Consider the following 25494-nt stretch of genomic DNA (forward strand, 5'->3'; position numbering starts at 1 on the left):
CAGGCAAGCAATGAGCGAAACCGCCAACGAAGTCGAACGCCTCGCCTGCGACGTCCTCATCATCGGCGCCGGCGGCGCCGGCCTGCGGGCCGCCGTCGAGGCCCGCCTGGCGGGCAAGCGCGTCATCGTCATCTCCAAGTCGCTGTTCGGCAAGGCCCACACCGTGATGGCCGAGGGCGGCGCCGCGGCGGCGATGGGCAACGTCAACTCCCGCGACAACTGGCAGGTCCACTTCCGCGACACGCTGCGGGGCGGCAAGTTCCTCAACAACTACCGGATGGCCGAGCTGCACGCCAAGGAGGCGCCCGACCGGATCTGGGAGCTGGAGACCTACGGCGCGCTGTTCGACCGCACCCCCGACGGGAAGATCAGCCAGCGCAACTTCGGCGGCCACGAGTACCCGCGCCTCGCGCACGTGGGCGACCGGACCGGCCTGGAGCTGATCCGCACCCTCCAGCAGAAGCTCGTCTCGCTCCAGCAGGACGACGCCGCCGCGGGCGGCGGCTTCGAGGACGGGCTGCGCGTGATCGACGAGACGACGATCACCGAGCTGTTCGTCTCCGGCGGCGCGGTCCACGGCGCCTTCGGTTACCGCAGGGACACCGGGCGGTTCCTCGCGATCGCATCGCCCGCGGTCGTCCTGGCGACCGGCGGCATCGGCCGCTCCTTCAAGGTCACCTCGAACTCGTGGGAGTACACCGGGGACGGACACGCGCTCGCGCTGCGCGCGGGCGCGGCGCTCATCAACATGGAGTTCATCCAGTTCCACCCCACCGGGATGGTCTGGCCGCCGTCGGTGCGCGGCATCCTCGTCACCGAGTCGGTGCGCGGCGACGGCGGCGTCCTCACCAACTCCGAGGGCAGGCGGTTCATGTTCGACTACATCCCCGAGGTGTTCAAGGCGCAGTACGCCGACAGCGCCGAGGAGGCCGACCGCTGGTACACCGACCCCGACAACAACCGGCGACCGCCCGAGCTCCTGCCGCGCGACGAGGTGGCGCGGGCGATCAACTCGGAGGTCAAGGCCGGTCGGGGCACCGAGCACGGCGGGGTCTACCTCGACATCGCCTCCCGGCGGGACGCCGAGTACATCACCAAGAAGCTGCCGTCCATGCACCACCAGTTCAAGGAGCTCGCCGACGTCGACATCACGAGCGAGCCGATGGAGGTGGGCCCGACCTGCCACTACATCATGGGCGGGGTCGAGGTCGACGCCGACACCGCCGCCTCCGCGGTGGCCGGCCTGTTCGCCGCGGGCGAGGTCTCCGGCGGGATGCACGGCTCGAACCGCCTGGGCGGCAACTCGCTGTCGGACCTCCTCGTCTTCGGCAAGCGGGCCGGGGAGTACGCGGCCGCGCACGCCGAGCGGTCCGAGCCGGCCACGATCGGCGACGACGAGCTCGAGGCCGCCGCGGCGAACGCGCTGCGGCCCTTCGCGGGCGACGGCGAGAACCCGTACGAGCTCCAGGCCGAGCTCCAGGCGGTGAACGGGCGCCTGGTCGGGATCATCAGGCGCGCCGGGGAACTCGAGGAGGCGCTGGTCGAACTCGAGTCGCTGCGCCCCAGGATCGCGAACGTCGCCGCCACCGGCGGCCGGGCCTACAACCCCGGCTGGCATCTGGCGCTGGACCTCCAGAACATGCTGCTGTGCTCCGTGGCCACCGCGAAGGCCGCGCTGGAGCGCGACGAGTCCAGGGGCGGCCACACCCGTGAGGACGCGCCCGGCATGGACCCGCAGTGGCGCAAGACGAACCTGGTCTCCACGCTCGCGGGCGGCGAGGTGCGGCTGCGGCGCCAGGCGGTGCCCGCGATGCCGCCGGAGCTGTTGTCGCTGTTCGAGACCGGCGAGCTGGCCAAGTACATGACCCCCGAGGAATACCAGACCGCGGAGGGCGCCGAGGCGTCCGAGGCGGGCCAGGAGGACGGCGAATGAGCACGCGAACCTTCCGAGTGTGGCGCGGCGACGACGAGGGCGGCGAGCTCGCCGACTTCGACGTCGAGGTGAACGAGGGCGAGGTCGTCCTCGACGTCGTCCACCGCATCCAGGCCGAGCAGGCCCCGGACCTGGCGGTGCGGTGGAACTGCAAGGCGGGCAAGTGCGGCTCGTGCTCGGCCGAGGTGAACGGGATGCCGCGGCTGATGTGCATGACGCGGATGAACCTGTTCGAGGAGGGCGAGACGGTGACGGTGACGCCGCTGCGGACCTTCCCGGTCGTGCGGGACCTCGTGACGGACGTGTCGTTCAACTACCGGAAGGCCCGCGAGACGCCCGCGTTCGCGCCGCCGGCGGACCTGAAGCCCGGCGAGTACCGGATGCAGCAGGTCGACGTGGAGCGCAGCCAGGAGTTCAGGAAGTGCATCGAGTGCTTCCTGTGCCAGAACACCTGCCACGTGGTGCGCGACCACGAGGACAACAAGGAGCCGTTCGCCGGGCCGCGCCTGTTCATCAGGGCCGCCGAGCTGGAGATGCACCCGCTGGACGCGCGGCCGGACCGCCGCGAGCTGGCCCAGGACGAGCAGGGGCTCGGCTACTGCAACATCACCAAGTGCTGCACGGAGGTGTGCCCCGAGCACATCCGCATCACCGACAACGGGATCATCCCGATGAAGGAGCGCGTGGCGGGCGACCGCTACGACCCGCTGGTGTGGCTGGGGCGCAAGATCTTCCGCAAGGGCAGGCAGGAGCGCTGAGCCGGTCCGCGGCGGGGGCCCGCCGCGGACCGGGATAAGACGGCGCGGATCTCCAGCATCGACCAGCGGTTCGAAGTCGCGCGGATTCCTGATGTAGAGCGGCAGTCGGTTCCGGACGGCTATGGCGGCGATCATCATGCCGGCCAGGTCCTTGCGCGGCTTCCGGCCCGATTCCTGGACGAGGAGGTGGACCGAGCCGAAGGTCGGCGCCGACGCCTCGTCGAACGGCAGTGGATTGCGAAAGATCCGTTGGGCCCAGTTGAGCACCTGCCGGCGGCGGGCCTGCTCGACCGGATCGTTCCGGGCGGCATTGGGCCCGGCGTGCAGCTCGGCGAGTGCGACCGCGCCGATCGCCCGGTATTCGGGCAGCGGCGCGTCATCGATCTCCAGGTAGTCGATGACGACGGACGTGTCCAGCAGTCCGAACGCGCTATCACCCATGGAGCTCATACGGGTCGCGGAACTCACCGTCGACAGCTTCCTCCACATCCCTCCGGAAGCGCCGGAAGTCCACCTTCGGCAGCCCTGCGGCGCCGCCGCGCATGACCTCCGCGGAGACGAAGGGCGTCTCGGACTCGATCGGAGACAGGCGGGCAACCGGCGTGCCGTTCCTCGTCACGATGAAGACCTCGCCCCGCTCGGCGGCCCGCAGTATGCGTCCGCTCTCGTTTCGCAGCTCACGCTGGGTGATCGTGTTGTGCATGTCTGAATGACACTCCGTTCGTCGCGACAATGCCACGAATTGCTACAGCCGGAGCCGGGAGCCGATGTCGCGCAGGACGCCTTCGGGATCCTCGGCGACCTCGGGGCCGAAGTTGCCGCCCATGAGGAGCTCGGTGAAGCCGTGCACCAGCGACCAGGCCGCGAGCGCCGAAGCGCGGTAGACGTGCCCGTCGGCGTCGGCCCCGCCCGTGCCGCGGTAGAGCGTCGCGCGGGACCGGGCCTCGGCCCGCGCGAGCTCGGGGTCGCCCTCGTGGAGGAGCTCGGGGCGGAACATGGTCTCGAAGTAGGCCCGGTTGTCGATCGCGAAGCGCATGTAGGCCACTCCCACCTCGGCGAAGTCCCCCGTGGCCTCCCAGACCCGCTCCAGGGCGTCGGCGAAGCGGTCGTGGCCCTCGGCGGCCACGGCGGTCAGCAGGCCGGCCTTGTCGCCGAAGTGGTGGGCCGGGGCCGCGTGGGAGACCCCCGCCCGCTTGGCGACGGCCCGGAGGCTCAGCGTGCTCGGCCCGCCTTCGGCTATGGCCTCGACGGCGGCGTCGATGAGGGCCCTGCGCAGATCTCCGTGGTGGTACGACTCGTTCACGCAGTGAACCATAGCGTAAATCTTGACACTGTCAAGACATGGCGGTATCTTGACAGTGTCAATTTCTATTCGAAAGGCCCGAGCCATGCTCGAACTCAGCGACTCCTCGCGCACGATCGCCGGCATCGTGCTCCTTGCGATCGTCACCGTCGAATTCGGCGGCACCTTCCTGCTCAGGATCGTCGGCGGCAAGGTGCCCATGACCGACTTCCAGCAATCCTTCGCCCGGGCCGGGCACGCCCACGCGGGCGTGCTCGTCACCCTGGGCCTGATCTGCCTGGTCCTGGCCGACGCGAGCGGTCTGAGCGGCTTCGCCGGATGGATCGCCCGCGCGGGCGTCCCCTTCGCGGCGGTCTTCATGTCCGCCGGGTTCTTCCTGTCCTCGGCGGGCAGGGACCGCACCGAGCCGAACGGGCTCATCGCGCTGCTGTGGATCGGCGCGGCCTTCCTCGCCGCCGGGGCGCTGACCTTGGGGGTGGGCCTGCTGACCGCCTGAGAGCGCGCCTGGCCGGGCCCGGGACGCCCCCGCTAGGCTTGGACCCCGTGAAACTCAGCATCGGTATCGTCGGTCTGCCCAACGTCGGCAAGAGCACGCTGTTCAACGCGCTGACTCGCGCGGACATCCTGGCGGCGAACTACCCGTTCGCCACGATCGAGCCCAACGTCGGCGTCGTGGCCGTCCCCGACGAGCGGCTGCCGAAGCTGGCGGCGATCTACGACTCCGAGAAGGTCGTCCCGGCGACGGTGACCTTCGTCGACATCGCCGGGCTCGTCAAGGGCGCCTCCGAGGGCGCCGGCAAGGGCAACCAGTTCCTGTCCAACGTCCGCGAGTGCTCGGCGATCGCCCAGGTCGTGCGCGTCTTCGAGGACGGCAACGTCACCCACGTCGACGGCAAGGTCGCCCCCGCGGACGACATCGAGACGATCAACACCGAGCTGATCCTCGCCGACCTCCAGACCGTCGACAACGTCCTGCCGCGCCTCGAGAAGGAGGCGCGCATGGACAAGTCGAAGCAGCCGAAGGTGAAGGCCGTCCAGGAGGCGCGCGAGGTCCTCGACTCGGGCAGGACCGTCTTCGCCGCCGGGCTCGACACCGAGCTGCTCTACGACCTGCACCTGCTCACCGCCAAGCCCTTCATCTACGTGTTCAACGTGGACGAGGACCAGGTCGCCGACGCCTCGCTCGCGGCCCGGCTGCGCGAGATGGTCGCGCCCGCCCAGGCGGTCGTCCTCGACGCGAAGTTCGAGTCCGAGCTGGTGGACCTGGAGCCCGAGGAGGCGAGGGAGCTGCTCGAGTCCACCGGCCAGACCGAGCCGGGCCTCGACCGGCTCGCCAGCGTCGGCTTCGCGACGCTCGGCCTCCAGACGTACCTGACCGCCGGGCCCAAGGAGAGCCGCGCCTGGACGATCCCGCAGGGCGCCACGGCCCCCGAGGCGGCCGGGGAGATCCACACCGACTTCCAGCGCGGCTTCATCAAGGCCGAGATCGTCTCGTACGACGACCTCATGGAGGCCGGGAGCGTGCCGGCCGCCCGCGCGGCGGGCAAGGTCCGCATGGAGGGCAAGGACTACGTCATGGCCGACGGCGACGTGGTGGAGTTCCGCTTCAACGTCTGATCCGCCGGTCGGCGGCGCACACCGCACCGCTCGTGCGCGTGCGGCGCTTCCGTATCGTCGAGAGCGGCCATGCCCACATCCCGATGCACGGAGGCGAAACCCATGCGCATCAGCACACCCCTCGCAGGAGCCCTCGTCGCGGCCTTGGCGCTCGCCGGCTGCGCCGGCGAGGAGCCTCCGGACGGCGCCGAGACCACCGCGGCGGAGGCCGACGGGGCCTCCCCGACGGCGGAGCCGACCGAGTCCGAGCCGGAGGTCTTCCGGGAGTCCATGGGGCTGTTCCGCGCGACCGACCCCGCCACGGCGGAGCTCGACGCCCTCCTGAGCACCGGCCAGGAGGTCGCGCTCGACCTCACGCTGTCCATCGAGGCCGAGATCATCGAGACCACCGACGGCGCGGCGGGCGGCGTCGACCTCTGGTTCTTCTTCGACGGCGGCGAGGACGAGTTCCTGACCGTCAACGTCCCCGAAGACGCCCTGGCGCTCGGCGGCACCGAGGGGCAGGACTACTTGTCCACCCTGCGGGGAGTGTTCAGCGTCGAAGCCTCGGGCGAGGCGGGCGTCGACTACACCCTCACCTCCACAGGAGACATCGCCGAGTTCGAGGCCCGGGACGAGGAGCGCTGCGGCGAGGAGGACGAGTTCGTGGCGGACGCGGAGACCCTCGCGGACGACCCCGCGGCCTACGAGATGGTCCGCGAGCGCTGGGCCGACAGCCCACGGCTGTGGTGGGCCGTCAAATCGACGGCGCATTCGCTCGCCGAGTACGGCGACGTGGGCGACTTCATGGCCACCGCCTGCTCGATCTACTGGTGAGGCGCCGGGCGGCCCGGGTTCACTGGTTTCGGCGGCGCCAGCGGGCGAAGCGGCCCTTGGCGAGTTCGGCGTGCTCCTGGGCGGCGAGCTCGCCCGCGATGGTGATGTAGGCGCTCTCGACCCGGCCGGCGAACGTCACGTCGGTGAGGCTGACGCCGCCGTCCCGACTGAGGACGATGAGCGTGGCCTGCTCGGATCTGGTCACGTCCGGGCGGACGTTGAGCGTGTCGGCGAAGATCTTGATCTGCTCGGCGAGCGCGGCGTGCTGGGATTCGTCAAGCGGCAGCGTCCGTGCGAGACGGCCGTCGTCCGCTTCCCAACCGTTGAGCTCTCTCAGTGCGTCCAGCAGCACGTTGTCGTCTTGCTCCGTTCTCCCCATATGGCACCGTCGCCATCTGTACAGGCTGCGCGCGAGCGGCCCTGGCGTAACCGGGCGACAGCCGATCAGTAAGGTTGTGCTGATACGGCTCTGCGCGACGCGAGGGACGTTCGTGTCTGAATTGTCGCCGTATCTTTATCATTTCTGAACCGAGTGTTCCCCTTCGCTCAGCTTCTGTCCAGGGCCGCATAGACGACATATCGGGTATCGGGGACTTTTCGCCCCAGCAGAGGCCGCTTTTCGTGCCGCCGGAGACGATTCCTGACTGTTCAGTCCAGCGAACATCCCCCGAACGTATGACCGCGGCTGTGAATATCAACAGCTCACCGAGGGTGACGGCCGCCCGGAACGGCACCGCTTGTCGCCTTCGGCCCACCGCACGGTCGCACGGGGGACGCGATCGGCTCGGCCGGGGCGGCGCGCGGCACCGGGGATAGACTGCCCGGCGTGATCCAACCACAGCTCGTCGTGGGCGCCGCGATCTGCGAGGGCGAGAAGGTCCTCGCCGCCGCCCGCTCCTATCCGCCCGAGCTCGCCGGGCTCTGGGAGTTCCCCGGCGGCAAGGTCGAGCCGGGCGAGAGCGAGGCCGAGGCCCTGCGGCGCGAATGCCGCGAGGAGCTCGGCGTCGAGATCGCGATCGGCGAACGCGTCGGCGGCGACCTGGTCACCGGCGACAGCCGGTTCCTGCTGCGCGTCTACCGCGCCGCCCTGCGCGGCGGCGAGCCCGAGGCCCTCGAGCACGCGGGCCTGCGCTGGCTCGCCGCCGACGAGCTCGACGACGTGCCCTGGCTGCCCGGCAACCGGCCGGTCCTGGCGGCCCTTCGCGAACTGCTCTAGAAGAAGGTGCGCACCGCGTCCACGACGCGGCCGCCGTCGACGACCGGGATCAGGTTCCACTTGTCGAAGGCCGTGCACGGATGCGACAGTCCGAGCTCCACCACCTCGCCGACGCCGAGGGCGGCGACCTCGCCGGTCACGAACAGGTGCTGGTCGCTGATCTGGGAGCACCGGGCGCCCTCGACCCCCAGCGGCAGCGGCAGGTCCTGGTCGAAGGGCACGTCGCGCCTGCCGGCGTCGAGGATCGCCAGCCCCGGCTCGGGCCGCGACAGCACCCTGGCCCGCGCGGTCAGCGCCGGGAGGAACGACGGGCCCGCGCCGCCCCGGGCCGCCGGGGTGAGCCTGGCGTAGAAGCCGTGGTCGTGGACCACGTACGAACCCGAGCGCAGCACCACCTCCGCCCGCCCGGCCAGCGGCCCGAGGACGGCCGCGACGCGGTCGAAGTGGGCGCTGCCGCCCGCGGTGACGACCGGCCGGTCCGATTCGAACTCGAGCGACGCGAACAGCTCGGCCAGCGCCGCGAGGTAGCCGTCGACGTCGTCCACCGCGCCCTCGTAGCCGCCCACGCCCGCCAGGCGCAGGTTCGGGGCCGCGCGCACGGCCGCGGCCACCGCGGCGGCCTCCTCGGCGCTCCGGGCCCCGGCGCGCCCGCCGGCCGCGCCGAGTTCCACGACCACCTCCACGGCCGCGTCGCGGCCGCCGCCCGCCAGGACCGCGACCGCCTCGACCGAGTCGGCGAACACCGCCGCCCGCGCGCCCTCGGCGGCCCACGCCGACAGCCACGCCGCCCCGGCGGGACTGGTGATCTCGTTGGCGACCAGGACCCGCTCGACGCCGAAGGCGCGGGCGACCGCCGCCTGCGGCAGGTTGGCGACGGTGACGCCGACGGCTCCGGCCTCGAGCTGGCGGCGCCACAGCTGCGGCGCCATGGTGGCCTTGCCATGCGGGGCGAGGGCGAGGCCGCGCTCGGCGCACCAGTCGGCCATCGCCGCCAGGTTGTGCTCGAGGGCCCCGGCCGAGAGCGTCACGACCGGCGTGTCGAGCTCGCCGAGGCCGGGCTCCGAGTCCAGCCAGGACGCCAGTGTGAGCCCGTGCGCCGCAGCGGGAACGGCCTTGTGCCGCCAGTCGAGGACCTCGCCTCGCAATTCGTCCAGCCGCGAGTCGTCCACCGCACGCCCCCTCAAATAGGAATGTATCTTTACTATATGACTGCGAAGACCGCCATCCACACCGCCGCCGCACCGGCCCCCGCCCATGCCTTCCCGCAGGGCGTCCGCAAGGGCCCGCTCCTCCAGGTCTCCGGGCAGGGCCCGGTCGACCCCGACACCGGGGAGTACCTCCACCGCGGCAACGTCAAAGCCCAGACGCTGCGCACCCTCGAGAACGTCGAAGCGATCCTCACCGCCGGAGGCGCGAGCTTCGACGACGTGATCATGCTGCGCGTCTACCTCGCCGACCGCGAGGACTTCACGGCCATGAACGAGGCCTACGCCGAGTTCCTCGCCTCCCGCGTCGGCGAGGGGATACCGTTGCCGTGCCGCACCACCGTCATCTGCGGGCTCCCCAGAGAGGAAATGCTGGTGGAGATCGACGCGCTGGCGAGCGTGGCCTGACCGAACGCACCCGAACGAAGGGCCACGCATGGCCGAGCCGGACCTCGTCATCCGCGGCGCCGAGATCGTCGACGGCACCGGCGCCGACCGGTTCCGCGCCGACGTCGCCGTCAAGGGCGGCCGCATCGCCGCCATCGGCGACCGCCTGGACGGGCGGCGGCGCATCGACGCGGGCGGCCTGGTGTGCGCGCCCGGCTTCATCGACATGCACGCCCACTCCGAGCTGGCGATCCTGTCCGACCACGACCACCTCGCCAAGCTCGGCCAGGGCTGCACCCTGGAGGTGCTCGGACAGGACGGGCTCAGCTACGCGCCGGTCGACGAGACGACCGCGCCGCAGATGTGGGAGGCCATCGCCGCCTGGAACGGCCGCCCGGACGACGTGGACTTCACCTGGCGCTCGGTCGGCGAGTACCTCGACCGGATCGACGAGGGGACCCCGACGAACGCCGCCTACCTCGTCCCCCACGGCACCGTCCGGATGCTCGCCATGGGCTGGGACGACCGCCCGCCCACCGCGGCCGAGCTCGAGACCATGCGCTCGCTCGTGGCGGACGGCCTCGAAGCGGGCGCGGTGGGCCTGTCGGCGGGCCTGAGCTACACGCCCGGCATGTACGCCGACACCGCCGAGCTGATCGCACTGTGCGAAGTGGTCGCCCGATACGGCGGCTTCTTCGGGCCGCACCAGCGCAGCTACGGCGCCGGGGCGCTCGAGGGCTACGCCGAGATGATCGCGATCGCCCGCGGCTCGGGCTGCGCCCTGCACCTGGCGCACGCCACCATGAACTACGAGGTGAACGCCGGGCGGGGCGCGGAACTGCTGAAGCTCGTCGACGAGGGCCTGGACGAGGGCCTCGACATCGGCCTGGACACCTACCCGTACCTGCCGGGCATGACGATGCTGGCCGCGCTCCTGCCGAGCTGGTCGGTCGCGGGCGGCTACGGCGCGCTCGCCGAGCGCCTCGCCGACGCGCCGGTGCGCGCCAGGATCGTCCGCGAGCTCGACGAGCTCGGCACCGACGGCGCCAACGGCGTGCCCGTCGACTGGTCGCGGATCGAGATCGCCGGGGTCGCCGAGCCGCGGCTGCGGCACCTGGTCGGCGCCACGGTCGCCGACGCGGCGCGGGCGGCGGGCGCCGAGCCCGCCGAGTTCTATCTGGGCCTGCTGGTCGAGGACGACTTCGCCACCGGCTGCCTGATGCACGTGGGCAACGAGGAGAACGTGCGGCTGATCATGCGCCACCGCACGCACACCGGCTCGACCGACGGCGTCCTGCACGGCGACCGCATCCACCCGCGGGCCTGGGGCGGCTTCGCGCGCTACCTCGGCCACTACTGCCGCGAGCTCGGCCTGTTCTCGCTCGAGGAGTGCGTCGCCCACCTGACCGGCCGCCCGGCGGCCCGGCTCGGCCTGGCCGACCGCGGGATCGTCGCCGAAGGCGCCGCCGCCGACCTGGTGCTGTTCGACCCCGACGCGGTCAAGGCGCGCTCCACCTTCGCCGAACCGCGCCGCCAGGCCGCCGGCATCCCCTACGTGCTCGTCAACGGGCACGTCGCGATCGACGACGGCGAGCGGACCGAGGCGCTCGCCGGGAGGTCGGTGCGCCGCCGCGGGCGGTGACGGACCGAGGAGGGGCCCGCGCCGTGCGGCGCGGGCCCCTCCCGTCTGTTCGGGATCGTCGAGGCTCAGCCGAGGACGATGTCGGCGCCGGTGACGGCGTCGGCCGCGACCTCGACGTCGACGGCCGCGTCGGCGTGGCCCTCAGCCGAGGCCGCGAGCGTGGCCGCCCCGGCGTCGGCGAGCAGCACGTACCGGCCGTCCTCGCCGGTGACGGCCTCGGCGCCGCTCGCCTCGTCGGCCACGACGGCGCCGTCGACCGGCGCGCCGTCCGCGCCGGTGACGACGCCGGTCACCAGGCCGCCGTCCAGGTCCTCGCAGCCGATGGCGACGCTGTCGACCTGCCAGAAGAAGGCCCACATGCCGTGGTCGACGTAGTGGAACCTCAACTGGACGGCGGTCTCCTCGGCCCAGGCGGACAGGTCGACGGACTCGACGCCGCCGCGCTCGGGCTCATCGGTGCGCCAGACCTCTTCCCAGGTCACGCCGCCGTCGACCGAGACCGCGAGGTCGGCCTCGGCGCCGATCTCCTCGTCGAGGAAGTGGCTCGCGAAGCGCAGCGTCGGATCCGGCGCGGCGCTCAGGTCGAACGGCGCGGTGATCATGTCGGTGTCCACCAGCGCCTCGGGCGGGGAGGCGTCCGAGTTGGCCTGCGCGAAGCCGCCCGAGCCGGGCGTGGCGTTGCCGTAGCCGTAGGGGTCGTCGAACACCCACGGCTCGCCGTCGCCGTTGTTGACGACCTCCCAGCCCTCCGGCATCGCCATGGAGTCGAAGTCCTCGTCGAGGACCTCCGAGCCGTAGCCGGGGGCGGCGCAGCTCTCGTCGGTCGCGAGCGCCACCTGCGCCGCGTCGTCGGGATCGACCACTTCGGCCGCGTAACCGGGGTAGAGCGAGGCGACGGTGAGCGGCCACTCCCCCTCCTCGGGGATGGTGAGGCTGAACTCGCCGGTGAGCGGGTCGGTGGCCGCGGACGCCTCACCGCCCGCGGTCGAGACGGCCGCGGCCAGCGGCCAGCCCTGGCCGGAGCCGTCCACGACGGTCCCCTCCACGGTCCGGGCCGGGACGGCGGGCAGCGCGGCGTCGAGCACCGCGTCGCGGTCCCGCTTGACCCTGACGGTGTCGGTCACGGTCTCGTAGAGAAACCGCGAGACGGTGACGTCGTAGGTGCCGGTCGGCATGCGCTCGAAGGCGTAGGCGCCCGCCGCGTCGGTGAAGACCACGCGGTCCACCGGGCCCTCGAACACGAGCTCGGCGCGGGCGATCGGCTCGCCGTCGTCGCCGGTGACGACGCCCGAGAGCGTCCCGAACCTGCCGTCGGGGGCGTCGTGGGCCGCCTCGTAGGCGTCGACGCGGCCCTGGCCGTAGACGTTGTTGGCCTCGCGGTCGCCGTGGCACGAGTCGTCGTCGACTTCGACGGCGTTGTCGGTCAGGTACTCGTAGACGTCCCCGTAGTTCCCCTCGAGCTTCGGCGAGGCCGACATCATGAGCGCGACGACCCCCGCGACGTGCGGTGAGGCCATCGAGGTGCCCGACATCTCGGCGTACTCGTCGCCGGGGACCGAGGAGACGATCGCGTCGCCGGGGGCGACCACGTCGGGCTTGACGAGGCCGTCCATGCCCGGTCCCTTGGAGGACCAGGGGGTGACGTCGCCGTCCGAGTCGGTGGCGCCGACGGCGATGACGTTCTCGTAGACGCCGGGGCTGCCGACGGTCAGGCAGCCGTTCTCGCCGTCGTTGCCCGCGGAGAACACCGGGATGATCCCGGCGGCGTGCCACAGCGCGATGACGTCGGCGTAGAACGGGTCGTAGCCGCCGAAGAAACCCCAGGAGTTGTTGACCACGTGCGGGGCCATCGCCGGGTCGGGGTTGTTCCCGGCCGCGTCGGTGGGGGCGGCGATCCACTGCCCGGAGGACAGGAAGGTCTCCAGGGTCGGGGAGGCGCCGGCGGAGGCGGAGATCCACGTCGCGCCGGGCGCGACGCCGATCTGGTTGCCCGCGCCGTCGTCGCCGACCATGGTGCCCATGGTGTGGGTGCCGTGGCCGAGGTTGTCGCAGGGGTCGCCGTCGCAGTCGGCCGCGGCGTCGAAGAAGTTGTAGTCGTGGGTGAAGGTCCCGTCGCCGTTGTTGCCGCGGTACTGCTCGACGAGCGCGGGGTGGTCGTACTGGACGCCGGAGTCGATCGAGGCGACGACGATGCCCTCGCCGTCGACGCCCTCGGCCCACAGCTCGGGGGCGCGGACGTCCTCGAGGTGCCACGCGGGCCCCTCCTGGCTCGGCTCGGCCTCCTCGGCCCAGAGCGAGCCGGCCTTGCCCTCGCCGTCGGGCGCGACCGGTTCGATGTAGTCGTATTCGGGCGCCTCGACGACGGCCTCGACCTCGTCGAACGCGACGAGCTCCTCCAGGAGGGCGGCGTCGGCGGCGACCTTGACGGTCGCCGAGCCCCAGAACGTCTCGTATTCGGCGCCCGCCGCTTCGAGCGCGTCGACGACGTCGGCCTGGCGCTCCTCGGCGTAGGCGACGGCGGCCTCGACGGCGGCCTCGCCCTTCTCCTCCTTCTCGTCGGCGGCGAGGGCGTCGCTCCAGTCGGGTGCGCCGGTGAAGCGGAGCCACAGCTCGGCCTCGCCGGACCGGTCGATCTGTTCGAGGACTTCGGTGTCGGTCTTCTGCTCGAGGAGCGCTCCGATGTCGGAGCCGGTCTCCTCGGCCCAGGCGCCCGCGGCGGCCGCGGACGGGATGAGCGCGCCCGCGAACGCGGACGCGAGTATGCGGCGGAGCCGCGGTGAAGAGGTCAAGAGGTCTCCTAATAGGGGGATGGCTTCGCGCAGTCGGGGCGGGAAGCGTCAGGGATTGTCGCTGAGATGGCGGTTTGGCGCCAGTGACATGATCTCAGGGACCGCACGGCTTTGCGGCCCCTATATGAGTAGACGCCGCATACGTACCCACCGGTTGCGACTGGACCGCAATTGTCCGCATACGGCACCGGGCTCCCACGGCACCGGGCCCCGGCCGTTCGGCCGGGGCCCGGTGCCGCCTGCGCCGCTCAGCAGTCGAGCCGCGCCAGTGTGAAGGCGAGCTCGTTGGTGGTGCCGCCCTCCACTTCGACCATGTCGAAGTCGGCCGCGTACCCGTCCTTCGAGACGATCACCGTGTAGGTGCCGTCGTCGAGCCAGTACGAGTAGGCGCCGTCCTCATCGGTCACCAGGTGCAGGGTGTCGCCGCCGTACTCGCGGATCTGGACCTGCACCGACTCCAGCGGCGCCTCCTCGCCTTCGCAGTCGGCGCTCGCGACGGTGCCGGAGAGCTCGCCCTGCTCTTGCCGCGGGACGACCAGCATGGACACGTCGACGCTCGGTTGCCCGTGCGGGCTCACCACGTTCAGCGAGAGCGTGGCGGTGTACGTGCCCGGCTGGTCGACGCCGAACTCCTCGCCGGCGGTGGTCGTGACGTTCACCGTCACGGTCTCGCCCGCCGGCACGACCACCGACTCGGCGCCGACGGCCAGCCATGAGGTGTCCGAGGGGTCCTCGTAGCCCATGATGCTGAAGCCGCCCTCGCCGATCTCGAAGGTGACGGTGCCGTCGGCGGTGCCCGAGTTGGTGATCTTCAGCTTGTGCGTCCACGAACTGCCTTGCTGCACATAGGAGTTCAGGGCGGTGGAGCTGACGGAGATCTCGGCGGTGCCGATCGCGAAGTCCGCTGTGGTCACAGCGTCGGGGACGACCTCGACCGTCTCGGCGGCGGTGCCGAAGCCGTCCATGACGGCTTCGAACTCGGACTCGCCCGCGCCGGAGGCGAAGGTCCAGTAGGAGCCGTCCGCGCCGGAGACGCCCGAGTAGCCCGAGGCGGTCTGGGTGACGCGGGCGGCTTCGAGCGGCTCGCCGGTGGACAGGTCGGCGACCGTCCCGCGCACCAGGCCGCCCTCGATCGGGCCGCATTCGGCGGCGTCGCCGACGAGGACGTTGTCGATCTGCCACCACCAGGCCCAGTCCTCGTTGTCGGTGTAGTGGAACTTCAGGCGGGCCTCGGTGGCGTCGGCCCACTCGGACAGGTCGACCGAGATCGCGGTGCCGCGGGCGTCCCCGTCGGACGCCCACGCCTCGGTCCAGGTCTCGCCGCCGTCGGTCGAGACGGCGACGTCCGCGCTGGTCTCGTAGGAGCCCTGGCGGTAGTCGGTGTCGAACGTCAGCGTCGGGTCGTCCACGCCGGACAGGTCGAAGGCCGGCGAGATGAGGTCGGTGTCCATGAGCTTGCCGCCCGAACCCTGCGCGTCGGAGTTCGCGGTCGCGAAGCCGCCCGAGCCGGGCGTCTGGTTTCCTTCGTCGCCGAAGTCGTCGAAGCGCCACGGCTCGACGCCGCGGTTGACGACGGACCAGCCCGGCGGGGCCGCCTCGGACTCGAAGCCGGTGCCGATCGGGCCCAGGGCGTAGCCGGGGGCGATGCATCCTTCGGCGATCGGCACCTCGATCAGCGTGTCGGCCGCGGCGACGACGTCGACGGCGACCTCCTGGTAGCCGGGGTACTCGGCGTCGACGAGGAGCTCCCATTCGCCTTCGGGGAGGGTGATCGCGAAGTCGCCGGTGAGCGGGTCGGTGGCGGCCGAGGTCTCGCCGCCCGCGGTCGAGACGGTCGCGGCCAGCGGCCAGCCGTGCCCGGAGCCGTCGACGACGGTGCCGGTGACCGTGGTGGACGGCAGCGCGGTCAGCGTCGGGTCGAAGGCGGTGGTCTCGTCGGCGGCCACCGTCACCGAGCCGGTGGCGGTCTCGTAGCCGAACTTCGAGACGGTCGCCTCGTAGGTGCCCACCGGCAGGCGCGGCACGCTGTAGGCGCCGTCGGCGCCGGTGGTGGCGGTGCGGGTGAACTCGCCGGCGAAGACGAGCGCGGCGTCCTCGACCGGCGCTCCGGCGGCGTCGGTGACGGTGCCCTCGACGGTCCCGGTGTCGCCGATCGGCGAGGCCAGGACCGCTTCGAGCGCGTCGAGCCGGCCGTGGCCGTAGACGTTGTTCAGCTCATCGGTGCCGCCGCACTCGTCGTCGGGGGTGGCGATCGCCGTGGAGGTGAGCAGCTCGTAGACGGCGTCGTAGTCGCCTTCGAGCGCGGGCGCGGCCGACAGCATGAGCGCGACGGTGCCGGCCACGTGCGGTGCGGCCATGGAGGTGCCGTCGCCGAGGGCGTAGCCGCCGCCGGGGTAGGCGGAGCGGACGTCCACGCCGGGGGCGGTCAGGTCGGGCTTGACCTGGCCGTCGCGGCCGGGGCCGCGGGCGGAGGTGGGGCTGATGACGTCGTCGATGTCGTGGGAGCCGACGCCGATGACGTTCGGATAGAGGCCGGGCGAGCCGGCGCTCTCGCAGCCGAGCTGGCCGTTGTTGCCCAGCGCGGCGACCGGGATGATCCCGGCGGCGTGCCACAGGGCGACGACGTCCTCGTAGAACGGGTCGTCGACCGCGGCGGTGGTGCCCCAGGAGTTGTTGACGATGTCGGGCGCCTTGGACGGGTCGGGGTCGTTCCCCTCCGCGTCGGTGGGCGCGGCGATCCACTCGCCGGCCGCCAGGAGCGTCTCGGCGTCGGGGCAGCAGGCGTTGACGGCGATCCACTCGGCGCCGGGGGCGACGCCGATCTGGTTGCCCGCGCCGTCGTCGCCGACCATGGTGCCCATGGTGTGGGTGCCGTGGCCGTCGTAGTCGCACGGCTCGCCTTCGCACAGGCCTTGGATGTCGTAGAAGTTGTAGTCGTGGGTGAAGGTGCCGTCGCCGTTGTTGCCGCGGTACTGCTCGACCAGGGTCGGGTGGTCGTACTGGACGCCGGTGTCGATGTTCGCGACGACGACGCCGGTGCCGTCGAAGCCCATGTCCCACACGCCGGGGGCTTCGACGTTCTCCAGGTTCCACTCGGTGGCGGCGGGCGCGGCCTCCATCGAGACGGGTTCGACCAGTTCGTATTCGGGCGCCTCGACGACGGCCTCGACCTCGTCGAAGGCGACGATGTCGGCGAGGAGCCCGGCGTCGCCGGTGACCTTGACGGTGGAGGAGGCCCAGAAGGACTCGTAGTCGGCTCCGGCCTCCTCGAGGGCGGCGATCACGTCGGCCTGGGACTCCTCGGCGAAGTCCTTGGCCGCCTCGACGGCGGCGGCTCCCTTGTCCGTCTTGGCCTCGGCGCCGAAGGCGGGCTGGTAGTCGGGGGATCCGCCGAACCGCAGCCAGAGTTCGGCTTCGCCTTCGGCGTCGAGGTGGGAGAGGAGGTCGGCGTCGACCTTCTGTTCGATCAGTTCGTCGACGTCGGACGCGGGCTGGGCCCAGGCGGCGGTGCCGGCGAAGGCCGATACCAGCGCGCCCGCGGAGGCGACCGCAAGCGTGTGACGCCATCGTTGTGACTGTGCCACGACGGCTCCTGTTCTGTTGGGGGGCTTCGGCGCGGGGGTTGCCGGCACCGACGCTTCGGGTGTGGCGGGGAACACGTTGGCCCCCGCGAGCCACCGTGCCAGTCCACACGAGAATGCACAAGACCCCACTTTGCACACATGCGGGGAAGTCCGGGTGCAAGGGAGGTAACGGACACGCGATCGAAACGGCACACGCCGCTCGAAATATTAAGGAGGTTGTCGATATATCGACGTCTCCTAGCTCGCGCCATTACCATCCGTAGTGGATAAAAGGGACTCGCTCCACCGAGCGGACACATTGGACCTTTGCATCGCCGATCGGGCATTGAATGTGACAAACATCACAAAAAAGAGCGGCTCGGCGGCAGTGCCGCCGAGCCGAGGCCATAAGGGACGTCAGAAGTCGAATCCGCCGAAGTCGCCCCCGACGTCACCGCCCCCGAAATCGCCACCGGCGTCGCCGCCGTCGCCTCCGGAGTCGCCGCCGCCGTCACCACCGCCGCCGTCGCCTCCGGTGTCGGCCGAGGCGCCCTCGACCGCCCCGGCGGCGTAGGCCGGCGCCAGCATCGCGTTGAAGACCATCATGCCGACCAGGGCGCCGCCGACACCGGCGAGCGCCGGCTGCCACCACGGCGTGTTGTACCAGCCGGCCGGGACGGGACGACCGTCCACGCGCCCGCCCGGGTAGTAGTGGCGGTTCTCGTCGTCGGGCGTGGGCGAGCCGGTGTAGGAGCGGCCCTCGACCTCGGCCGACACCGGCTCGGTCAGGGAGCCGGCGCCGCGCTGGCCCGGCAGCGCGGGCACCTCGGGGCCGGGGTCCATGCCCATGGCCTCGCGCGCGGCGCGGATGTAGTGAAGCCCCTCGACGGAGGTCTCGCAGGCCAGCCGGTACTGGCGGATGGTGGAGGCCGACTCGAGCTGCGAGCCGGCGGCGGTGTAGCGCTCCCCGGCGTCGGCCAGCGCCTGGCCGGCCGCGGGGTTGTCACCCGGCGCGGTGAGGTTCATGGTCTGGCCGCCGAGCCGCTCGTACAGGCGCCTGGCCTCGGCTTCGGCGTCGGCCAGCTCCCGCTCGGCGCGCCGCTTGTTGGAGTAGACCACGAAGGCGATGACCGCGATCGCGATCACGAGCAAGGTCAACCACAGTCCCATGTTCAGATCCTACTCGCGTCCGGGCTTCTAGACTGGCCGCTATGACGTGGGTCCTATTGGCAGTGGTGTGCCTGGCCGCGGGCGCGGTCGGAGGGTGGTTCGCCGGGCGTTCCAGGCAGGCGTCCGAGCTGGCGGCGGCGACGGCCCGGCTCGAGGCGGCCGCGGACAACGAGGAGCGCCTGGAGGCCAAGCTGAAGGCCGCGGCCTACGAGGCGACGGACCACTCGCGGCACGCCGTCGGCGAGGTGCTCGCGCCGATCGCGGAGACCTTGGCGCGCTACGAGACGCGCCTGGGCGACGTGGAGCGGGCGAGGCTCGACGCGTACGCGCAGCTGCGGATCCAGCTCTCGGGCGTCGCCGACATCTCAGAGGCCCTGCGGGACCAGACCGGGCGACTGCTGGGCGCGCTGCGCTCGCCGCAGGTGCGGGGGCAGTGGGGCGAGGTGCAGCTGCGGCGCCTGGTCGAGGCGGCCGGGATGGTCGAGCACTGCGACTTCGCAGAGCAGGTGTCCTCGTCCGTGGACGGGCGGGCGGTGCGCCCCGACCTGGTGGTGCGGCTGTCGGGCGGGCGGTGCGTCGTCGTCGACGCGAAAGCCCCGCTCCAGGCGTACCTGGAGGCGCTCGAGGCCGACGACGAGGAACTGCGCGAGGAGTCGCTGCGCACCCACGCCAAGCACCTGCGGCGGCACGTGGAGACCTTGGCGGCCAAGGAGTACTGGCGGGCGTTCGACGACTCACCGGAGCTGGTGGTGCTGTTCGTGCCCGCCGACGCCTTCCTCGACGGGGCGCTCAAGTCCGATCCGGCGCTGCTCGAAGACGCCTTCGCGCGCAACGTGGTCGTGGCGTCCCCGGCGACCTTGATGGTGCTGCTGCGCACCGTGGCGCACACCTGGCGCCAGGAGGCCCTCGCCGCGCACGCCAAGGAGGTCCACCAGCTCGGCCGCGAGCTCCACGAGCGGCTGGCGACGGTCTCGGGCCATTTCGCGCGGCTCGGGACGTCACTGGAGTCGGCGGTGGGCTCGTACAACGCGGCGGTGGCGAGCGTCGAGTCGCGGCTGATGGTGACGGCGCGGCGCTTCAGCGAACTGGAGGTGGCCGCGGCGCCGCCCGAGCCGCTCGCGCCGGTGGTGACGCCGCCGCGCAGGCCGGCCTGGGAGACGACGCAGGGCGCCCTCGGCGAGACCGACTGACGGCCCGCCCTCAGACCGAGCCGTTGGCCTTCAGGTCGCGGACGAGTTCGCGCGGGAGCTGGAAGGTGATCTTCTCCCTGACCGGCTCGACCTCCTCGACCTCGCCGAAGCCGCGCTCGGCGAGGTGCGCCAGCACCTCCCGCACGAGGTTGTCCGGCACGGAGGCCCCGGAGGAGACGCCGACCGTCGCGGCGCCGTCCAGCCAGGACTCCTCGATCTCGTGGGCGAAGTCGACCAGGTGCCCGGCGCGGGCGCCGTGCTGGACGGCGACCTCCACGAGCCGTTTGGAGTTCGACGAGTTCTGCGAGCCGACGACGATCACGACGTCGCAGTCGGCGGCGATGTCCTTGATGACCTGCTGGCGGTTCTGCGTGGCGTAGCAGATGTCGTCGCTGGGCGGGTCCTGGAGCATCGGCAGCCGCTTCTTGAGCCGGTCGACGGTCTCCATGGTCTCGTCGACCGACAGCGTCGTCTGCGAGAGCCACACGACCTTCTCGGGGTCGCGGACCTCGACCGCGTCGACCGAGTCGGGGCCGTCGACGAGCCGGATGTGCGCGGGGGCCTCCCCGGAGGTGCCGACGACCTCCTCGTGGCCCTCGTGGCCGATGAGCAGGATGTCGTAGTCGTCGCGGGCGAAGCGGCGGGCCTCCTGGTGGACCTTGGTGACCAGCGGGCAGGTGGCGTCGATGGCCTTGAGGTTCCGCTCCCGGGCCTGCTCGTGGACCTCGGGAGCGACGCCGTGCGCCGAGAACACGACGACCGAGCCGGGCGGCACCTCCTCGTTCTCCTCGACGAAGACCGCGCCCCGGGCCTGGAGGGTCTCCACGACGTGGCGGTTGTGCACGATCTCCTTGCGGACGTACACGGGAGCGCCGTAGAGCTCCAGCGCCTTCTCGACGGTCTCCACGGCCCGGTCCACGCCCGCGCAGTAACCGCGGGGCTTGGCCAGCAACACTCGCTTCTTGGGGTCTGCCACGCTCCGATGGTAACCGGAGACCCGGTTCTGTCCCAGGCGACGGATAGGCTGACCGCGTGACCGAAGCCGCGCCACGCACCGGACCGAACGCGCCGATGAGCGCGGAGAACCCTTGGCCGCTGCGGGTGGTCTCCAAGAAGATCGGGGACTGGATCGCACGCCTGGGCGAGGTGTGGACCGAGGGGCAGATCACGGAGATCAGCCACCGGGGCCGCACCGTCTACCTGACGCTGCGCGACCCGTCGGCGGAGGTGTCGATGCGGGTCGTCGACTTCACCGGCGCCGCCGCGGCGGTCGAGCCGCCGCTGCGGGACGGCGCCCAGGTCGTCGTCCGCGCCCAGGCGCAGTGGTGGGACAAGAACGGCTCGCTCTCGCTGCACCTGCGGGAGATCCGCCAGGTCGGCCTCGGCGAGCTGCTGGCGCGCCTGGAGCGGCTCAAGAAGCTCCTGGCCGCCGAGGGCCTGTTCGCGGCCGAGCGCAAGCAGACGCTGCCGTTCCTGCCCTACCGGATCGGGCTCATCACGGGCCGGGCCTCCGACGCGATGCGCGACGTGCTGAAGAACGCCCGCGCCCGCCTGCCCTCGGCCGATTTCGAGGTCCGGGAGGTCGCCGTCCAGGGGCCGAGGGCGGTCACCGAGGTGTGCGCGGCGCTCGCCGAGCTCGACCGCGACCCGGACGTCGAGGTCATCGTCATCGCCCGCGGCGGCGGCTCGATGGAGGACCTGCTGCCGTTCTCGGACGAGACGCTGTGCCGCGCCGTCGCCGACGCCGCCACACCGGTGGTCTCCGCGATCGGGCACGAACCGGACACGCCGCTGCTCGACTACGTGGCCGACTGGCGCGCCTCGACGCCCACCGAGGCCGGCAAGAAGGTCGTCCCCGACCTCGCCGAGGAGCAGCGCGGCCTCAACATCAGCCGCACCCGGCTGCGCCAGAGCCTGAACGCGCTGCTGACGCGCGAGGAGGACGGGCTCGCCGCGATGCGGGCCCGGCCGGTCCTGGCCCGGCCCGAGACGATGCTCGAATCGCGCGCCGAGGCGGTCGAGCAGCTCGTCCACCGCATGCGCGCCCGCGTCGACTCCCGCCTGGAGCGCTCGGTGGACGACCTGGGGCATCTGCGGGCGCGGCTGCGCTCGCTCTCCCCGCAGTCCACACTCGACCGCGGCTATGCGATAGTCGCCGATTCAGGCAGCGGCGCGATCCTGCGCGCCGCCGCCGACGCGGGCGAGCACATCAGCGTCCGCCTCGCCGCTGGCAGCCTGCGAGCGGCCGTCACCGAGAAGGAAGAGGGCCCATGACCGACAGCGAGAACCCCCGGGAGCAGCTCACCTACGAGGAGGCAAGGGCCGAGCTCATCGCCACCGTCGAGCGGCTCGAGGCCGGCGGCGCCACCCTCGAGGAGTCGCTGCGGCTGTGGGAGCGGGGCGAGACCCTCGCGGACCTGTGCCAGGCCCACCTCGAGGGCGCCCGCGAGCGGCTCGCGGCCCNCGCCNAACCGAACGGCGACGACTGAGCGGACGGCCGCTCACTCCGGCAGGCCGGCGGCGACGCCTTCGGCCAGCTCGGGCAGTTCACCGACGCCGTCCTGCTCGGCGGTGATGACCACCGTCGAGGCGTCGAGCACGGTCACCCACGCCTCGCCTTCGGGGATGTCGTACGCGGCCCACGACACGCCGCCGGCCTCGACCGGCTCGCCGGACCCGCTCAAGCCCTCGTGAACGTCGTCGACCGGGCCGGTGGTCTGCACCAGCTGCAGGCCGAAGCCGTCCGGCGAGTACCAGCCGGTGCGCAGCGTCACCGCCTCGCCCTCCGCGGCCAGCGCGCTCGAGATCGGCTTCCACTCCTGCGAGAGCTCGGGGCGCACGGCCTCCATGCCGAGCCCCTCGGCCGCCTGGCGGTCCTGGCTCGTGTCGACGACGCTGACCTCGCGGTCCTCGGCCGCCCAGTCCCACGCCCAGTAGAAGATCCCCAACGGGACGAGCAGTACCGCGAGGGACAGCGCCATGTCGCGCATCCGGCGCTGCTTCGGTCGGCGCGCGGGCTTCGCCGACTCGGCCGGTCCGGCCGCGGCCTTGGCGTCATCGCTGGACATGCCCCCATGGTGACCGACCGGTCCGCGGCGGGCCACACCGCCCCGCCGGCGGGTGGCGCGGTCGACGCCCCGCCCGGGCACCGGCCGCGCCCACTTGTCCACAGGCCGCGCCGGACGGTGCCGAAATGTGTTGGAATACCCTCACCATCACCGAAACTCCATATGCCCGCCCTTGACGAAAGGAGCCCCCTTGATCCTCGTGGCAGGCGAGAACGTGATCGACCTCGTGCCCGCGCCGGGAGGCCAGCTGCGCCCCGTCTGCGGGGGCGGACCCGCGAACACGGCGGTGGCACTGGCCCGGCGCGGGGTGCCGACGGCACTGGTCGGCTCGGTCGGCGGCGACCACTTCGGGCGGCAGGTGTGGCGGCGGCACATCGCCGCCGGAGTGCGGCGCGACTACCTGGAGCGGACCGACCAGCCCTCGACGCTGGCGCTGGCGATCGTCGACGAGGACGGGAAGGCCGACTACGACTTCTGGACCATCGGGACGGCCGACTTCGACTGGACGGGGCGGGAGCTGCCGCGGCCGGACCCCGCCCGCGTCGACCTCGTCCACTTCGGCTCGCTCGCGGCCTACCTCGAACCCTCGGCGCAGGTGATCGAGCACTGGGTGAACCGGGCCAGGGCCTCGGTGCCGGTCTCGTTCGACCCGAACCTCCAACTGTCGGCGATGGGCTCGCCCGAGCACGTGCGCAGGCGCACCGAGCGGCTCGTCGGCCTGTCGAACCTGGTGCGCGTCTCCGAGCGGGACCTGTCCCGGATCTACCCGGACACCGACATCGACAAGATCGCCGACGAATGGCTCGCGCTGGGCCCGGACCTGGTGGTGGTGACCCTCGGCGACGCCGGATCGGTGGCGTTCCACCGCAACCACACGACGGAGGCCCCGGCGGTGCCGGTGGACGTCGTCGACACGATCGGCGCGGGCGACGCGTTCACCTCGGGTCTCCTGGGCTGGCTGACCTCGGCCGGCTGGATGCGCCTGGACCGGATGGCGGCGTGGGGCAACCGGACGGTCGTGGCCGCGGCGCTGCGCTACGCCGGGCGGCTCGCGGCGCACGCCTGCACGGTGCCCGGCGCGCCGTGATCAGTGCGTCGGCCGCGACGGCGGCATAGGATCAGAGGGTGGCAGAACCAGAACTGCGAGTGTGCCTCGACGAGGACGACCTGGACGCGGCTCTGCGTTTCGAGGCCCGGTACGGCCTGACGTCCAGCCCGAAGCGCCTGCCGATGCGGCTGCACTACGACGGCCGCGGCGCGGCCCTGTTCGGCGAGCTGACCCGCCAGCCGGAGTACTACCCGACCCGCTGCGAGCGGCGGATCCTGGACTCGCACGCCGACGCGATCGCCGACGTCCTGGCGACCGAGTTCGGCACCGGCGGCTTCGAGAGCCCGATGGGCGCGCCGGTGTCGGTGATCGAGCTGGGCGCCGGCGCCGCCGAGAAGATCCGGGTGGTGCTGGACGCGCTGCACCGGGACGGCCTGCTCGCCTCGTTCTGGCCGTTCGACGTCGACGCGGGCTCGGTGCGGGACGTGCTCGCCGAGCTGGCCCCGGCCTACCCCGACGCCAGGCTGGGCGGCATCGTCGGCGACTTCACGATCCACCTGCGGCACCTGCCCGAGGACCACCACAACAGGCTGGTGGCGTTCCTGGGCGGCACGTTCGGGAACTTCACCGGGCCCGAGAGGGAGCAGTTCCTGCGGGACCTGCGGGAGGCACTGCACCCGGGCGACTGGTTCATGCTCGGGGCCGACCTGGTGAAGGACCCGGATACCATCCTGGCCGCCTACAACGACGCCGCCGGCGTCACCGCCGAGTTCAACCGCAACGTCCTGCACGTCCTCAACCACCGCCTCGGCGCCGACTTCGAACCCGAGCACTTCGAGCACGTCGCGACCTGGGACGGCGACGCCCAGACCGTCGAACTGCGGCTGCGGGCGCTGAAGCCGATGGCGGTGGCCCTGCCCGCGATCGGACTGGACGTCGCCTTCGACACGGGCGAGGAGATCCACACCGGCATCTCTGTGAAATTCCGCCCCGCCGAACTCGAGGACCAGTTGCGGGCGGCGGATTTCAGGCCGGAGCACCGCTGGAGCGACCCCGACGGCGCCTTCGCGGTCTTCCTCGCGCGGGTCGGGTGAGCGAACCGGCGCCGGCGACCCCTTAGGGTGGTCGGCATGGGAGAAATCGTGCTGATCCGCCACGGGGAGACGACCTGGTCGGCCTCCGGCCGACACACCTCGGTCACCGACCTCGACCTCACCGAGAACGGTGTGGCCCAAGCGAAAGCCCTCGCTCCGCTGCTGCGGCGCCGGGACTTCGCCGCGGTCTGGACGAGCCCCCGCAAGCGGGCCGTGCGGACCGCCGAGCTCATCGGCCTGCCCGCCGCCGAGGTCAAGGCCGACCTGGCCGAGTGGGCGTACGGCGACTACGAGGGCCTGACGCGCGAGCAGATCAACGAGACCGACCCCCAGTGGACGATCTGGACGGACGGCGGCAAAGGCGAGGGAGGCGAGACGGCCGCGCAGGTCGAGGCGCGGCTCGACCGGGCCCTCGCTGAGGCCGGGAGGCTGCTCGGCGAGGGCGACGTCGCGTTCGTCGCCCACGGCCACAGCCTCAGGGTGGCCGCGGCGCGCTGGCTGGGCCGCCCCGCCGTCGACGGCCGCGACTTCACCATCGACACGGCCTCGATCGGGGCGCTCGGCTTCGAGCACGGCCGCCCGGCCGTCACCTGCTGGAACCTGACCGCCGCCCTCGCCGAGCCGGACGGCGGCCCAGCGGCCTCGTGAACCGCGCCCGCGGTGCGGGGCGACTACGCTGGAAAACGGCAGGAGAT

22 protein-coding genes and 1 pseudogene are annotated in these 25494 nt (G+C 72.0%); 14 read left to right on the forward strand and 9 right to left on the reverse strand.

Features of this window, described 5'->3' with window-relative positions; translation table 11 throughout:
- The first annotated feature begins 10 nt into the window (after positions 1-10).
- Together YWW_RS30450 and YWW_RS0114215 are read left to right on the forward strand one after the other, a co-directional pair.
- Positions 11-1933, forward strand: coding sequence for a fumarate reductase/succinate dehydrogenase flavoprotein subunit (locus YWW_RS30450; RefSeq protein WP_035700899.1), 1923 nt, complete (start codon positions 11-13; stop codon positions 1931-1933).
- Positions 1930-2679: pseudogene (locus YWW_RS0114215) on the forward strand (succinate dehydrogenase/fumarate reductase iron-sulfur subunit); the annotation flags it as partial. The gene YWW_RS30450 and the pseudogene YWW_RS0114215, both read left to right, overlap by 4 nt.
- A gap of 445 nt (positions 2680-3124) precedes the next feature.
- Here the strand turns inward: YWW_RS0114215 and YWW_RS0114220 are convergent.
- The gene (locus YWW_RS0114220) at positions 3125-3394 is read right to left on the reverse strand and encodes a type II toxin-antitoxin system Phd/YefM family antitoxin (protein ID WP_026930637.1); all 270 of its coding nucleotides are present in this window, start codon (positions 3392-3394) and stop codon (positions 3125-3127) included.
- Between the two features lie 42 nt (positions 3395-3436).
- Positions 3437-3994: a TetR/AcrR family transcriptional regulator gene (locus YWW_RS0114225; protein WP_211228563.1), complete on the reverse strand. Its 558-nt coding sequence runs from the start codon at positions 3992-3994 to the stop codon at positions 3437-3439.
- Positions 3995-4079: 85 nt separating this feature from the next.
- Between YWW_RS0114225 and YWW_RS0114230 the strand changes: the two genes are divergently transcribed.
- The 3 genes from YWW_RS0114230 (at position 4080) to YWW_RS0114240 (ending at position 6427) form a co-directional block, all read left to right on the forward strand.
- Positions 4080-4490 (forward strand): hypothetical protein, encoded by a 411-nt coding sequence (locus YWW_RS0114230; RefSeq protein ID WP_026930639.1) that lies wholly within the window; start codon positions 4080-4082, stop codon positions 4488-4490.
- Positions 4491-4537: 47 nt separating this feature from the next.
- A complete protein-coding gene (gene ychF / locus YWW_RS0114235; RefSeq protein ID WP_026930640.1) occupies positions 4538-5611 on the forward strand; it encodes a redox-regulated ATPase YchF in 1074 nt (357 codons plus the stop codon).
- Positions 5612-5713: 102 nt separating this feature from the next.
- On the forward strand, positions 5714-6427 hold the full coding sequence (locus YWW_RS0114240; protein ID WP_026930641.1) for a hypothetical protein: 714 nt from the start codon (positions 5714-5716) through the stop codon (positions 6425-6427).
- Positions 6428-6446: 19 nt separating this feature from the next.
- Here YWW_RS0114240 and YWW_RS30455 read toward each other — a convergent pair whose 3' ends face one another.
- Positions 6447-6806, reverse strand: coding sequence for a 4a-hydroxytetrahydrobiopterin dehydratase (locus YWW_RS30455; protein ID WP_051815829.1), 360 nt, complete (start codon positions 6804-6806; stop codon positions 6447-6449).
- Between the two features lie 447 nt (positions 6807-7253).
- Here YWW_RS30455 and YWW_RS0114250 point away from each other — a divergent pair, with 447 nt between their 5' ends.
- Entirely contained in the window at positions 7254-7643 is a 390-nt protein-coding gene (locus YWW_RS0114250) for a (deoxy)nucleoside triphosphate pyrophosphohydrolase (RefSeq protein WP_245595429.1), read from the forward strand.
- Here YWW_RS0114250 and YWW_RS0114255 read toward each other — a convergent pair.
- On the reverse strand, positions 7640-8812 hold the full coding sequence (locus YWW_RS0114255; RefSeq protein ID WP_051325816.1) for an alanine racemase: 1173 nt from the start codon (positions 8810-8812) through the stop codon (positions 7640-7642). The genes YWW_RS0114250 and YWW_RS0114255 overlap by 4 nt on opposite strands.
- A gap of 36 nt (positions 8813-8848) precedes the next feature.
- Between YWW_RS0114255 and YWW_RS0114260 the strand changes: the two genes are divergently transcribed.
- Both YWW_RS0114260 and YWW_RS0114265 read left to right on the forward strand, forming a co-directional pair.
- On the forward strand, positions 8849-9256 hold the full coding sequence (locus tag YWW_RS0114260; protein ID WP_026930644.1) for a RidA family protein: 408 nt from the start codon (positions 8849-8851) through the stop codon (positions 9254-9256).
- Between the two features lie 28 nt (positions 9257-9284).
- Entirely contained in the window at positions 9285-10877 is a 1593-nt protein-coding gene (locus tag YWW_RS0114265; RefSeq protein ID WP_026930645.1) for an N-acyl-D-amino-acid deacylase family protein, read from the forward strand.
- A gap of 65 nt (positions 10878-10942) precedes the next feature.
- Here the strand turns inward: YWW_RS0114265 and YWW_RS30460 are convergent, their stop codons facing one another.
- The 3 genes from YWW_RS30460 to YWW_RS0114280 all read right to left on the reverse strand — a co-directional run bounded on the left by YWW_RS30460 (position 10943) and on the right by YWW_RS0114280 (position 18399).
- Positions 10943-13666 carry a S8 family serine peptidase gene (locus YWW_RS30460; protein ID WP_051325817.1) on the reverse strand — a complete coding sequence of 908 codons (2724 nt, stop codon included), beginning with the start codon at positions 13664-13666 and terminating at the stop codon, positions 10943-10945.
- Between the two features lie 248 nt (positions 13667-13914).
- Entirely contained in the window at positions 13915-17250 is a 3336-nt protein-coding gene (locus YWW_RS30465; protein ID WP_051325818.1) for a S8 family serine peptidase, read from the reverse strand.
- Positions 17251-17646: 396 nt separating this feature from the next.
- A complete protein-coding gene (locus tag YWW_RS0114280; protein ID WP_211228564.1) occupies positions 17647-18399 on the reverse strand; it encodes a hypothetical protein in 753 nt (250 codons plus the stop codon).
- Positions 18400-18440: 41 nt separating this feature from the next.
- Between YWW_RS0114280 and YWW_RS30470 the strand changes: the two genes are divergently transcribed.
- Positions 18441-19589 carry a DNA recombination protein RmuC gene (locus YWW_RS30470; protein WP_051325819.1) on the forward strand — a complete coding sequence of 383 codons (1149 nt, stop codon included), beginning with the start codon at positions 18441-18443 and terminating at the stop codon, positions 19587-19589.
- A 10-nt stretch (positions 19590-19599) separates the two neighbouring features.
- Here YWW_RS30470 and YWW_RS0114290 read toward each other — a convergent pair whose 3' ends face one another.
- On the reverse strand, positions 19600-20565 hold the full coding sequence (locus YWW_RS0114290) for a 4-hydroxy-3-methylbut-2-enyl diphosphate reductase (protein ID WP_026930647.1): 966 nt from the start codon (positions 20563-20565) through the stop codon (positions 19600-19602).
- A gap of 56 nt (positions 20566-20621) precedes the next feature.
- On the opposite strand from YWW_RS0114290, the gene xseA reads away from it, so the two are divergent.
- Positions 20622-21863 (forward strand): exodeoxyribonuclease VII large subunit, encoded by a 1242-nt coding sequence (gene xseA, locus YWW_RS0114295; RefSeq protein WP_026930648.1) that lies wholly within the window; start codon positions 20622-20624, stop codon positions 21861-21863.
- On the forward strand, positions 21860-22078 hold the full coding sequence (locus tag YWW_RS0114300) for an exodeoxyribonuclease VII small subunit (RefSeq protein WP_026930649.1): 219 nt from the start codon (positions 21860-21862) through the stop codon (positions 22076-22078). The genes xseA and YWW_RS0114300 overlap by 4 nt, the downstream gene beginning before the upstream one ends.
- Positions 22079-22090: 12 nt before the next feature.
- On the opposite strand, the gene YWW_RS0114305 is transcribed toward YWW_RS0114300, so the two are convergent.
- Positions 22091-22657, reverse strand: coding sequence for a DUF4245 family protein (locus YWW_RS0114305; RefSeq protein WP_026930650.1), 567 nt, complete (start codon positions 22655-22657; stop codon positions 22091-22093).
- Between the two features lie 199 nt (positions 22658-22856).
- Here YWW_RS0114305 and YWW_RS30475 point away from each other — a divergent pair, with 199 nt between their 5' ends.
- Genes YWW_RS30475 through YWW_RS30480 form a run of 3 tightly spaced genes read left to right on the forward strand, consistent with a single transcriptional unit; the run spans position 22857 to position 25447 of the window.
- Positions 22857-23744 (forward strand): carbohydrate kinase family protein, encoded by an 888-nt coding sequence (locus tag YWW_RS30475; protein WP_245595435.1) that lies wholly within the window; start codon positions 22857-22859, stop codon positions 23742-23744.
- A 38-nt stretch (positions 23745-23782) separates the two neighbouring features.
- Positions 23783-24799, forward strand: coding sequence for an L-histidine N(alpha)-methyltransferase (gene egtD / locus YWW_RS0114315; protein WP_026930651.1), 1017 nt, complete (start codon positions 23783-23785; stop codon positions 24797-24799).
- A gap of 36 nt (positions 24800-24835) precedes the next feature.
- Positions 24836-25447: a histidine phosphatase family protein gene (locus tag YWW_RS30480; protein ID WP_051325820.1), complete on the forward strand. Its 612-nt coding sequence runs from the start codon at positions 24836-24838 to the stop codon at positions 25445-25447.
- Positions 25448-25494 lie beyond the last annotated feature (47 nt).

The sequence above is a fragment of the Glycomyces tenuis DSM 44171 genome, from assembly GCF_000427885.1.
GTDB classification, from domain to species: Bacteria; Actinomycetota; Actinomycetes; order Mycobacteriales; family Micromonosporaceae; genus Glycomyces; species Glycomyces tenuis.

Excerpts from the sequence above, each read along its gene's own strand:
- YWW_RS0114240 (WP_026930641.1), top strand. The coding sequence starts at position 5,714 with ATGCGCATCAGCACACCCCTCGCAGGAGCCCTCGTCGCGGCCTTGGCG.
- YWW_RS0114260 (WP_026930644.1), top strand. The coding sequence starts at position 8,849 with ATGACTGCGAAGACCGCCATCCACACCGCCGCCGCACCGGCCCCCGCC.
- YWW_RS0114305 (WP_026930650.1), bottom strand. The coding sequence starts at position 22,657 with ATGTCCAGCGATGACGCCAAGGCCGCGGCCGGACCGGCCGAGTCGGCG.
- YWW_RS30455 (WP_051815829.1), bottom strand. The coding sequence starts at position 6,806 with ATGGGGAGAACGGAGCAAGACGACAACGTGCTGCTGGACGCACTGAGA.
- YWW_RS0114220 (WP_026930637.1), bottom strand. The coding sequence starts at position 3,394 with ATGCACAACACGATCACCCAGCGTGAGCTGCGAAACGAGAGCGGACGC.
- YWW_RS0114230 (WP_026930639.1), top strand. The coding sequence starts at position 4,080 with ATGCTCGAACTCAGCGACTCCTCGCGCACGATCGCCGGCATCGTGCTC.
- YWW_RS0114265 (WP_026930645.1), top strand. The coding sequence starts at position 9,285 with ATGGCCGAGCCGGACCTCGTCATCCGCGGCGCCGAGATCGTCGACGGC.
- YWW_RS30480 (WP_051325820.1), top strand. The coding sequence starts at position 24,836 with ATGGGAGAAATCGTGCTGATCCGCCACGGGGAGACGACCTGGTCGGCC.
- YWW_RS0114280 (WP_211228564.1), bottom strand. The coding sequence starts at position 18,399 with ATGGGACTGTGGTTGACCTTGCTCGTGATCGCGATCGCGGTCATCGCC.
- YWW_RS30450 (WP_035700899.1), top strand. The coding sequence starts at position 11 with ATGAGCGAAACCGCCAACGAAGTCGAACGCCTCGCCTGCGACGTCCTC.
- YWW_RS30470 (WP_051325819.1), top strand. The coding sequence starts at position 18,441 with ATGACGTGGGTCCTATTGGCAGTGGTGTGCCTGGCCGCGGGCGCGGTC.